The organism is Rhodopseudomonas sp. (genome assembly GCF_048594845.1).
Classification (GTDB): Bacteria; Pseudomonadota; Alphaproteobacteria; order Rhizobiales; family Xanthobacteraceae; genus Rhodopseudomonas.
Map to the genome: position 1 here is coordinate 1 of NZ_JBMDXE010000227.1, position 7947 is coordinate 7947.

Here is a 7947-nt window from a genome sequence, read left to right on the forward strand (position 1 = left end):
AGGAGCCTTCGGCATTCGGCTTTTCGCCGCGCACCAGCTTGGCGATGTTCTTGGCGGTCGCCGTCACCATGCTCTCGATCATGAAGCCGGTCTTCGGCACGCCGACCGGCAGCGGCGTCTTGCCGACCGGCGGAATGGCGACGGTCACGCCGATGCCGAAGACGTTGCGGTATTTCGGGTTGCGCTGGTGCTTGTCGATCAGCACGAAGCCGCGCGGGTTGGTCAGCCCCTCGATACCGTGGATCGCGGCGACGCCGCGGAAGGCCGGCAGCATCATCGCGTAGGCGAAGGGCAGCTCGTGCCGGGTCTTGGTCTGGCCGGCCTCGTCGACCTCCTCGACATGCATCAACCCGGCGTCGACCTTGGCCACCTTGGCGTTGGTGATCCACTTGATGTGGCGCTCGCGCATCGCGCTCTCGAGCAGGCCCTTGGTGTCGCCGACGCCGTCGAGGCCGAGATGGCCGATATACGGCTCCGGGGTGATGAAGGTCATCGGCACGCGGTCGCGGATCTTGCGGCGGCGTAGCTCGGTGTCGAGGATGAAGGTGAACTCATAGGCTGGGCCGAAGCACGACGCGCCCTGCACCGCGCCGGTGACGATCGGGCCGGGGTTTTTGCAGAACTGCTCGAACCGCTCCGAGGCTTCGACCGCGTGGTCAACGTGGCAGATCGAGGCGGTGTGGCCGTCCGGGCCGAGGCCGGGGATCTCGTCGAAGGCGAGTTCGGGACCGGTGGCGATGATCAGGAAGTCGTACTCGATGGTGCTGCCATCGGCGAGTTCGACGCGGTTCTGCTCCGGCTCCACCTTGGTGACCGGCACCGGCTTGTAGTCGATGCCGCGGCGCTCGAACACCGGCGCGAGGTTCACCTCGATGGCGTCTCGGGTCCGCCACTTCACCGCGACCCACGGGTTCGACGGCACGAAGTGATAGATCGGATCCTTGGTAACGACGGTGAGCCTGTCGTCACGCCCGAGCAGATCCTTCATCTCGTAGGCCATCACCACGCCGCCGAGGCCGGCGCCCATGATCAGGATATGTGCCATCTGCCGTCTCCTTTGCGCCGCACCCGCGCGGCGATCCGTTCCTCTGATCCGGCCGCAGCTCGCCGATGTTTTTTGTTGTGTCTGCGCTGACGTCAGCCGACCCGGCGTTGCCGCGGGGTCGGCCTTAATATCTTCATTAATTCGAATGTAAGAATATATTGGACGGGATGGCAAGTGGCATTTCGTCCAAGATCCAGGGCGTTGGTCTCAGCCGACGGCTGCGGTTCTGTTGTCCAGCACCGCCAGCGTGGTGTCGCCGATCTGGCGCAGGTCGGAGGTGAAGCGTGCCGCCAGCGCCTGCATCGGCACGTTCGTCTTCAGGCATTGCAGCTCGATCCGCTGGGCGCCGCGCTGCCGCGCCGCGTCGATGATCGCGGTCATCAGCAGCCCGCCGATGCCGTGGCGGCGCCAGTCCTGCTCGACGCTGAACGCGGCCTCGGCGCCGTGCGGATCGTCGGCGCTGGGCAGCAACTCGCAGGCACCGCGGATCTCGTCGTCCTCGACATAGCCGATCACCGTGCGCCCGTCCGACAGCGCCGCGCCGGCGTGAAACAGCACGTGGAAATCTGACACGTCGGCAAAGAACCGCATCCGCCGCGCGTCGGGATCGAGGCGTGTGAGATGATTGCAGTAGCGGTCGGTGTCGGCCGGCCCAAGCGCGCGAACCTCGCCGTGTGCTGCGATCGTCTCCGTCATGGCGCGTCCCCCTGAGATCGAGAGCGCAGCATAGAGCGCGATGGCGGCGAAGCAATCGGCGAGGCAAGATGATAGTCGCGATTAGGAATTATCAGCGTCTTGGTCGGGAGTGATCGTGCCCCGGACAAAGCGCAGTGCGCCGCGCAGCGGCGGAGTGCGCTGCAGATCCGGGGCCCCGGTTAGGACGTCAGCGAAGGAACCGAGGTCCCCAGTTCTTGTCTCAACGAAAAACCGGGGTCCCGGATCTGCGGGACAGCGCTGCGCGCTGCACCTTGTCCGGGACACAGGAAACTAAGGTTGGCGCCTCATTCCGCTGCCAGCGGCTTCGTCACCGCGCCGAGTGCTTTCACCGCCTCGCGCGGGTCGATCTCGATCTGCAGGCCGCGCTGGCCGCCGTTGAGATACACCGTGGTTTCGGCGAGCGCCGCTTCGTCAATCGCGACCGGCACGCGCTTCTTCTGGCCGAATGGCGAGATGCCGCCGACGTAGTAGCCGGTCAGCCGCTCGGCGTCGGCCGGCTTCATCATCCTGGCGCTCTTGCCGCCAAGCGCGGCAGCAAGCTTCTTCATGCTGACTTCGCGATCGGACGCGATCACTGCGCAGACCGGCTTGCCGTCGAGCTCGGCCATCAGCGACTTCAGCATCCGCCGCGGCTCCACGCCCAGCGCGGCGGCGGCCGCCAGCCCGATCGCGTCGGCGTTCGGATCGTACTCATAGCTGTGCAGCTTGAATGCGACGCCCAGCTTCTCCAGCGTCTGCGTCGCACGGGTGGATTTGGACATGGTGTCGACCGGCTGGCTTGCGGACTGTTTCGTGTGCGGCTGGCATACCGCGTCCGTGATGTAGCAGCCGCCTCATGCCGCCGGCAATCACCAGCCTCTTCAGCCCCACCCCCGTCATTCCGGGGCGCGCGCAGCGCGAACCCGGACTCCCGAAGCGTTCTGCGACTCTGCCATTTTCACCACTGCGAGATTCCGGGTTCGCTCGCAAGAACGAGCGCCCCGGAATGACGGCGTGTGTGGCCTTGGTCCTTCGGCGTGGTTCTCGCTGTCATCGTGCTGCGCTACACCTCAGATTGGCTCGCAAGGGGCGGACGCATGGCCGATCGCGGCACGCAGTTCTGGGACAAGGTGGCGGAGCGCTATGCGGCGCGGCCGATCAAGGACGTCGCCGCCTACGAGGCGATGCTGACCGACGCCGCATCCTGGCTGTCATCGACCGATGAGGTGCTCGAGATCGGCTGCGGCACCGGCGGCACGGCGATCCGGCTGGCGCCGCATGTAGCGCGGTGGCGGGCCACCGACGGCTCGGCCGAAATGATCCGGATCGCGGGTGCCAAGCCCGCCCCGCCCAATCTCGACTTCGTCGTTGCGGACGCCGGACAGGCGTTCGAAGGCGCGCCGTTCGACGTGATCTGCGCTTTCCTGGTTCTGCACCTCGTGCCGGACATGACCGGGACGCTGCGGGCGATTCACCGCGGCCTCAAGCCCGGCGGTCTGCTGATCAGCAAGACCTATTGCTTTCGCGACATGAATGTCGTGATGCGCCGGCTGCTGATCCCGGCCTTGCAGGTGGCCGGCGTCATTCCGCGCTTCGCGGTGTTGCGCCACGCCGAACTGCGCCGCGCCATCACCGATGCTGGCTTCACCATCGAAGCCAGTCACGTGTTCGGCACCAACCGGCACGCGCACTACATCGTGGCCCGGAAGGCGTAACCAGCCCGTCATTCCGGGGCGCATGCCGCAGGCATGCGAGCCCGGAATCTCGAAGTGTTCTGCGGCTCAGCCGTTTCCACAACATCGCGATTCCGGGTTCGCGCGCAACAGCGCGCGCCCCGGAATGACTGTGAATGGGGCAAGGGCGAGCGCCCCGGAATGACGTGGTTGGGGCTGGACCGGGGGAGTGGGCGCGCGCTTCGCTGCCCTTACCCCACGTCCCACTGCGGCGCGAAGCCGGGGTTCACGAAGCGCTGGTCCTTCGGCAGCTTGGCGATGATGGCGCGGTCGTCCTGATCGAGGCGGAGCTTGAGCGCGTCGAGGTTGCTGCGCTGGCTGGCTTCGCTGCGCGCCTTGGGAATCGCCATCACGCAGTCCTGCTCGAGCAGCCAGGCGAGTGCGATCTGCGCGGCGGTGGCGTCGTGTTTCTTCGCGATCAGCTGCAGTTCGGGAAACGAGGCGAGACGGCCCTGCGCCAGTGGCGCGTAGGCGGTGAGCGGGATGCACTTGCTCTGCAGATAGGCGAGCAGCTGGGCCTGTCCGAGCAGCACGTGATACTCGACCTGGTTGCAGGCGATCGGCGCGCCGATGTCTTCGACCGCCTGCTTCATCAGCGCCAGCGGAAAGTTGCAGACGCCGATCGCGCGGGCGCCACCCTCCTGCTTGATCTGCTGCAGCGTCTCCAGCGCGGCGCCGAGATTCATGTCCGGCGCCGGCCAATGGATCAGGTAAAGATCGACATAGTCGGTCTTGAGCTTGCGGCGGCTGGTGTCGAACGCCTTGCGGATCGCATCGGGCGCCAGATTCTGCCACCACACCTTGGTGGTGACGTGGATCTGCTCGCGCGGCACGTCGCTGTCCTGCAGCGCGTCGCCGACGGCGTCCTCGTTGGCGTACATCTCGGCGGTGTCGATGTGGCGATAGCCCATCGCCAGCGCGGTCAGCACCGCCTCGTGGCAGTCCTTGCCCTGCAGCCGAAACGTGCCGAGGCCGAGCTTGGGCACGATGATGCCCTGCGTGGTGAGTGAGTCCATGTCGGTTGCCGTCTCCCTGCGGCTGCGGGTGCAGCCCTGCCGCCCCGAAACAGCCAAGCGGTAACGAAAACCTCCGTCAAGGGTTGCTGCGGCTCACCGGATTTTCCGGGGAAATCAATGCTTTGGAAGAAGCCTTCAAGGCCCGCGAAGCCCCGTTTCGCTTGCGTCGCAGGCCCGCTTCCGTTATCCGATGGGGCGCCTCGCATGCGAGCGGCCACGGCCGTGTTTTGGCTTGGCGCTCAGTACGATCCGAAAACAGCCTGCGGGCGTCGTGGCGATCGTGCTTCATCCGGTTGCGTTGCAGAGGAACGGCTCGAAAATGGCCAATGTCGTCGTGGTCGGCGCCCAGTGGGGCGACGAGGGCAAGGGGAAGATTGTCGACTGGCTGTCGGAGCAGGCGGATATCGTCGCCCGATTCCAGGGGGGGCATAACGCCGGTCACACGCTGGTCATCAATGGCGAGACCTACAAGCTGGCGCTGCTGCCGTCGGGCGTGCTGCGTCCGTCGAAGCTGGCGGTGATCGGCAACGGCGTGGTGTTCGATCCGCAGGCGTTTCTCGACGAGATCAAGAAGCTGCAGGGCCAGGGCGTCGCGATCTCGCCGGAGAACCTCCGCGTCGCCGAGAACGTCACGCTGATTCTGCCGCTGCACCGCGAGCTCGACGCGCTGCGCGAGAACGCCTCGAAGGCGACCTCGATCGGCACCACCCAGCGCGGTATCGGTCCGGCCTATGAAGACAAGGTCGGCCGCCGCGCGATCCGGCTGATGGACCTCGCCGATCTCGACACACTGCCGCACAAGATCGAGCGGCTGCTGACCCACCACAATGCGCTGCGCCGCGGCCTCGGCCTCGCCGAATTCGACGCGGCCGCGATTCTCAAGGATCTCACCGCGCTGGCGCCGCAGCTGCTGCCCTACGCCGAGACGGTGTGGCGGCTGTTGGACATCAAGCGCCGCGAGGGCAAGCGCATCCTGTTCGAAGGCGCACAGGGCGCGCTGCTCGACGTCGATCACGGCACCTATCCGTACGTCACCTCGTCCAACACCGTGGCTGCGCAGGCCGCGACCGGCACCTTCATGTGCCCGAGCGCGGCCGGTTATGTGCTCGGCATCTGCAAGGCCTACACCACGCGCGTCGGCCAGGGCCCGTTCCCGACCGAGCTCCTCAACGAGATTGGCGAAGAGATCGGCCGCCGCGGCAAGGAGTTCGGCGTCAATACCGGGCGCAAGCGGCGCTGCGGCTGGTTCGATGCGGTGCTGGTGAAGCAGACCGTACGGACCTGCGGCATCCACGGCCTGGCGCTGACCAAGCTCGACATTCTCGACGGCTTCGACAGCGTCGAGGTCTGCGTCGGCTACAAGCTCGACGGCAAGGAGATCGATCACCTGCCGGCCGGCGAGGGCGCGCAGGCGCGGGTCGAGCCGATCTGGGAAACCATCGAAGGCTGGAAGGAACCGACCGCGGGTGCCCGGTCGTGGGCCGATCTGCCGGCGCAGGCGATCAAATATGTTCGCCGCATCGAAGAGCTGGTCGGCTGCCCGGTGGCGCTGTTGTCCACCAGTCCCGAACGCGAGGATACAATTCTGGTACAGAATCCGTTCGAGGCTTAATAGGATGTTACCGAACGGCACCCACACTTGAGTCAAGATGGCTGATTACTATCCGCTGATCGCGCGCGCGATATCCGGCCTGGACCCCAGCGCTCCGGGCGAGCAGCGCCGTGCGATCTACGAGCGGGCGCGAGCCGCGTTGATCTCGCAGCTTCGCAGCGTGCAGCCGCCTCTGACCGAATCCGAAATCACCCGCGAGCGGCTGGCGCTCGAGGAAGCCGTCCGCAAGGTCGAGTCCGAGGCCGCGCAACGCGCCCGCGATGCCGCGCGCGCCGAGCTGAAAAGCCGCCGGCCCGCTGATGGATCACGTCCCGGCGATGCGCTGCGCGCGTCGAGCCGCCCGCTGGTGCGGCCCGGCGATCCGCCGCCGCAGGTGACCCGCGCGCCGCTGCCGCAGAGTGCGGCTGAGCCCGATCCGGAGCCGCCGGTCCGTCCGCGCGCCGCGCCGCCCGCTCCGCCGACGCCCGAACGTCCCGCCCGCAATCTGCGCGTGGAGCCTCCGCCGATTCCGCCGGAGCCGCCGCTGCCTGGCCGCGAGCGTCCCATCCCGCCGCGTCGCCCCGATCAGGGGCCGGCCGCTGCCGGCGCCGATGCGCCGGGGCTGCGCGGCTTCCGCGACGTCACCGCCGATCTCGATGGTCTCGGCAACGCGGCCGCGCAAGCCAACCGTGCCGCGCGGAAAACCTACGCCAACGTCGCGCCGTCGCCGGAATTCGACCGGCTCGAGCCGTCGATGGAAAACCGCACCGATCCGGACGCGCCGTATTCCTACGACGAATCGGTGGACGAGGCGCAGCGCTACACGCCGCCGCCGGCCGCGATGCGGCCGCGGATCGAGGCGGAACGTTCGCCGTCGCGCAAGCCGACCCGCGCGCCCTCGCGCTTCCCGCTGAAGAGCGCGCTGATCATCGGTGTGGTGCTGATGCTCGCCGGCGCCGGCACGCTGTGGGGGCCGTCGCTGTGGACGTCGCTGCGCGGCATGATGAAGTCGCAACCCGCGACCGAGACGGCGACGCCGGCCGCACCGGCCTCGACCGAGCGTCCGAAGATCACCGACCGCGTCGGCCAGCCGTCGAGCTCCGAGACCGTGGCGCCGGTGGCGCAGCGCGTCGTGCTGTATGACGAGGATCCGTCGGATCCGAAGGGCAAGCAGTATGTCGGCACGGTGGTCTGGCGCACCGAGCAGATCAAGGGCGCCAGCGCCAAGGGCGGCGCCGATCTCGCGGTGCGGGCCGACATCGAAGTGCCCGAGCGCAAGTTCAAGATGACGATGTCATTCCGGCGTAACACCGACACGTCGCTGCCGGCGAGCCATACGGCGGAATTGACCTTCATCCTGCCGCAGGATTTCAACGGGGGCGGCGTCGCCAACGTCCCGGGCATCCTGATGAAGTCGAACGAGCAGGCACGCGGCACGCCGCTGGCGGGGCTCGCCGTCAAGGTGACCGACGGCTTTTTCCTGGTCGGCCTCAGCAATGTCGAGGCGGACCGTTCGCGCAACCTGCAGCTCCTGAAGGAGCGCTCCTGGTTCGATCTGCCGATCGTTTACAACAACCAGCGCCGCGCCATCATCGCGATCGAAAAGGGTCCGCCCGGCGAACGCGCCTTCAACGAGGCCTTCACCGCCTGGGGCGAGTAACCCCGTTCAAAGCTGCGGCCCTCTGCCGCCCGTCTCAGTCGTCGCGTCTCTAGCCCACACACGTCATTCCGGGGCACGCGCATCGCGCGTGAACCCGGAAGCTCGAAGCGTTCTGCGGCTTCGTCGTTTCCACAACTGCGGGATTCCGGATTCGCGCTGCGCGCGCCCCGGAATGACGTGCGTGGGGTTATCCGAATCAAAACGCG

7 protein-coding genes are annotated in these 7947 nt (G+C 67.1%); 3 read left to right on the plus strand and 4 right to left on the minus strand.

The annotated features are described in order from the left end of the window. The 3 genes from ACOJTD_RS14590 to ybaK form a co-directional block, all read right to left on the minus strand. On the minus strand, positions 1 to 1045 hold a 1045-nt coding region (locus tag ACOJTD_RS14590), incomplete at its 3' end, for an NAD(P)/FAD-dependent oxidoreductase (protein ID WP_420133618.1). Positions 1046 to 1252: 207 nt separating this feature from the next. Beyond that, entirely contained in the window at positions 1253 to 1741 is a 489-nt protein-coding gene (locus ACOJTD_RS14595; protein WP_420133619.1) for a GNAT family N-acetyltransferase, read from the minus strand. A gap of 305 nt (positions 1742 to 2046) precedes the next feature. Further along, complete coding sequence (ybaK, locus tag ACOJTD_RS14600; protein WP_420133620.1) at positions 2047 to 2523, minus strand: Cys-tRNA(Pro) deacylase; 477 nt, start codon at positions 2521 to 2523, stop codon at positions 2047 to 2049. A 315-nt stretch (positions 2524 to 2838) separates the two neighbouring features. Here ybaK and ACOJTD_RS14605 point away from each other — a divergent pair, with 315 nt between their 5' ends. Continuing rightward, positions 2839 to 3456, plus strand: coding sequence for a class I SAM-dependent methyltransferase (locus ACOJTD_RS14605; protein ID WP_420133621.1), 618 nt, complete (start codon positions 2839 to 2841; stop codon positions 3454 to 3456). Between the two features lie 209 nt (positions 3457 to 3665). Here the strand turns inward: ACOJTD_RS14605 and ACOJTD_RS14610 are convergent, their stop codons facing one another. Beyond that, entirely contained in the window at positions 3666 to 4490 is an 825-nt protein-coding gene (locus ACOJTD_RS14610) for an aldo/keto reductase (RefSeq protein WP_420133622.1), read from the minus strand. Positions 4491 to 4809: 319 nt separating this feature from the next. Here ACOJTD_RS14610 and ACOJTD_RS14615 point away from each other — a divergent pair, with 319 nt between their 5' ends. Both ACOJTD_RS14615 and ACOJTD_RS14620 read left to right on the plus strand, forming a co-directional pair. Further along, the gene (locus tag ACOJTD_RS14615; RefSeq protein WP_420133623.1) at positions 4810 to 6102 is read left to right on the plus strand and encodes an adenylosuccinate synthase; all 1293 of its coding nucleotides are present in this window, start codon (positions 4810 to 4812) and stop codon (positions 6100 to 6102) included. Between the two features lie 37 nt (positions 6103 to 6139). Next, positions 6140 to 7741, plus strand: a complete 1602-nt coding sequence (locus tag ACOJTD_RS14620; RefSeq protein ID WP_420133624.1) for a hypothetical protein — start codon at positions 6140 to 6142, stop codon at positions 7739 to 7741. The last annotated feature ends 206 nt before the right edge of the window (positions 7742 to 7947 follow it).